This window comes from Pseudoalteromonas sp. 78C3 (assembly GCF_002836695.1).
In the GTDB taxonomy this organism is placed as follows: Bacteria; Pseudomonadota; Gammaproteobacteria; order Enterobacterales; family Alteromonadaceae; genus Pseudoalteromonas; species Pseudoalteromonas arctica.
In genome coordinates this window covers 1-2,636 of sequence record NZ_PJAV01000024.1, presented here as the reverse complement: position 1 = coordinate 2,636, position 2,636 = coordinate 1, and the positions used below count along the sequence as shown (strand labels likewise).

The following is a 2,636-nucleotide window of genomic DNA, read 5'->3' as shown; positions in this document are numbered from 1 at the left end:
TGCGTAATACCATGATGCCGATCGCTCAATACCATTCAAGCCGATCACTTTTTTGTCTGTCAGTAGACCTCAGTAAAATCTAACTTGAGTGATCGGCATCAGTCAAGAAATTTAGTTTTTTTCGCATCGACTCGCCTTTTAATTCCAACTTTATCGCCCCGTGCACAAGCCTATCTAGAATCGCATCCGCGTGTGTCGATTCTCCGATCATTTCATACCAATTTTCTATCGGTAATTGACTCGCTATTAAGGTCGATTTTGTATCATATCTTGCATCAATTAATTCCAGTAAATCACTCCGTTGTTGAGCCGTTAATGGCTCTAATCCCCAATCATCTAAGATCAGTAAATTGGCAGAGCTAAGCTTGTTGATCAGTTTTCGATAACTACCATCGGCTTGCGCTAGAAACATCTTTTCTAATAGCTCTTTGAGCCTAAAATAATAAACGCTACTCCCTTGTTGGCAGTGGTTTTGACCAAGCGCGCAAGCGAGGTAAGTTTTGCCACAACCTGTTGCTCCTGTGATCAAGATGTTTTGGTGAAGACGAAGCCATTCACCTTGTGCTAATGAACGGATCTGAGCTTTATCGAGTTGTCGTGCTGCGCCATAGTTGAGTTGGGCAAGTGTGCCGCCAACTCTGAACTTTGCTTGTCGCGTTAGGCGATCTATTTTACGCTGATCACGCTGCGTTATTTCATGTTCAAGCAATAAACTTAGCCGCTCTTCGAAGCTTTGTTCAACGTATAAATTGGGTTGCTCGTATTGCTGCAATAGCGCATCACGTATGCCGCTTAGCTTTAAATTACTTAACTGATTATTAACTTGTTGATTGATATTTTGCATAAGTCTTCCTATGGTTTGTTAATTTTTATTAATGGTAATAGTGGTTGCCACGGATATTTTTATGATCAATATCTTGTAGTAAATCACCTTGAGCTTGTGGCAAGGGTTGTTTATCCAAGCCTTTTTCTAAGATAGTCTTTACTTGTTTAACGCGAGTAACACCTGTGGTTAATGCGCGATGACAGGCGGCTTCAAGACGTTGATCACTAAACTTTTTACCTAGGCTTAATAACCCCATACAAGCACGGTAGCTTTGCTCTGGATGTTTTTTAGCTTGCATCAATTGCATAACAAACTGCTCAGTTGATGTGCCAAATTTACTCGCCCAGCGTTCGAACCGCTGTGGTGTCCATTGTTGCTGCTTTTGATGAGCGATAGGCATATGCAGATCAAGCGTGGTGTGCGCACCTTCTCGGTATGATCTGGGGTGAACAGCGACTTGTATGCCTTGATGGTAGAGTGTCACCAACTTCCCGGAGGCATGGGCTTCAAGCTTTTGTTTAATTAAGGTATGTGGCACTGAGTAGTAGTGCTTTTCAATTTCCACATGATAATCAATATGCACGCTCACCTGTTTTACTAAGGTATAGCTGTAAGGCTGTGTAGGCAGTGGTTTGAGTGCAGGTCTGTCGATAGCATCAAACTGACTGAGCCGTGAGCCAGGATGCTTTTTCATTTTACGTTGATTTAAATCGACCAGTAATGCTTGTATTTTCAGGTTCAATTGACGCAAGCTAAAGAAGGTTTCATTGCGAAGGCGCGCCATTATCCAACGTTCAACAATTTGCACACCCACTTCAGCCTTAGCCTTATCCTTTGGTTTATAGGGTCTAGCGGGCACAATGACCGTATCGTAATGTGTCGCTAGTTGTTGGTAGGTTGGATTTAAGTCAGGCTCATATCGACACGGTTTGGTGACGGCACTTTTAAGGTTGTCAGGAATTATTAGCTCAGGAACACCGCCAAGAAACTCAAAACAACGGGCGTGACTCATCACCCAATCTTCGAGTTTCTGGCTGTAAGTCGCTTCGGCATAGGTATAATTTGATGCACCCATGACCGCAACGAACACTTGTGCAGTACGACATTCGCCTGTACTTGTATCAACAATACTCATGGTTGGGCCACAGTAATCCACAAACAGTTTTTCACCTGCTTTATGATTTTGTCGCATGGAGGGTTTTTGGCATTTAAGCCATGCCTTGTACTGACGGCAGAAGTGAGTGTAACTGTAAAAACCTTCCGCGTGCCGCTCTTTGTATTCTTCCCAAAGCAGCAACAACGTCATGGTTTTAGGCCGAAGCTCTTGCTGAACTAACGACCAGTCAGGAATGGTAAAGCCCTTTAATCGAGGCTTTGTTTTGAAGAACGCTTGTTGCAGAGCGTGATCATCCCACTTCTCATCAAGCGGCCAGTAAGTAATATCTAACTCTGCTGATTTACAGGCATATTTAGACACGATTGAGGGTGAAACAGATAAGCTTGTTGCTATCTGACGATGACTGAGTTTACAGCTGTATTTTAGTCTTAAAATCTCTTTAAGTTTACGCATTGAAATAGGTGCCGTTGGCATGGTCATTCTCATCATCAAAAATGAAAAGAATAACGGTTAAAAACACCTACTGGCTAGACAAAAACGTGTACAAATTGAACGATACCATTCAAGCCGATCACTCAATACCATTTTGACCGAAAAGTGATCGGCATCGATGGTATTGAGTGATCTTGATGGATGGTATTAGGTGATCGGCTTAGATAGTATTAGGTGATCGCGATGCATGAGAATACGCAA

Annotated in this window: 2 protein-coding genes; both read right to left on the bottom strand. The window is 42.7% G+C overall.

Features of this window, described 5'->3' with window-relative positions; all coding sequences use genetic code 11:
* Nucleotides 1–79: 79 nt before the first annotated feature.
* Complete coding sequence (gene istB, locus CXF76_RS00520) at nucleotides 80–844, bottom strand: IS21-like element ISShfr5 family helper ATPase IstB (protein WP_008111090.1); 765 nt, start codon at nucleotides 842–844, stop codon at nucleotides 80–82.
* 28 nt (nucleotides 845–872) lie between these two features.
* Nucleotides 873–2,417 (bottom strand): IS21 family transposase, encoded by a 1,545-nt coding sequence (gene istA / locus CXF76_RS00515; protein ID WP_008111092.1) that lies wholly within the window; start codon nucleotides 2,415–2,417, stop codon nucleotides 873–875.
* Nucleotides 2,418–2,636: the final 219 nt, after the last annotated feature.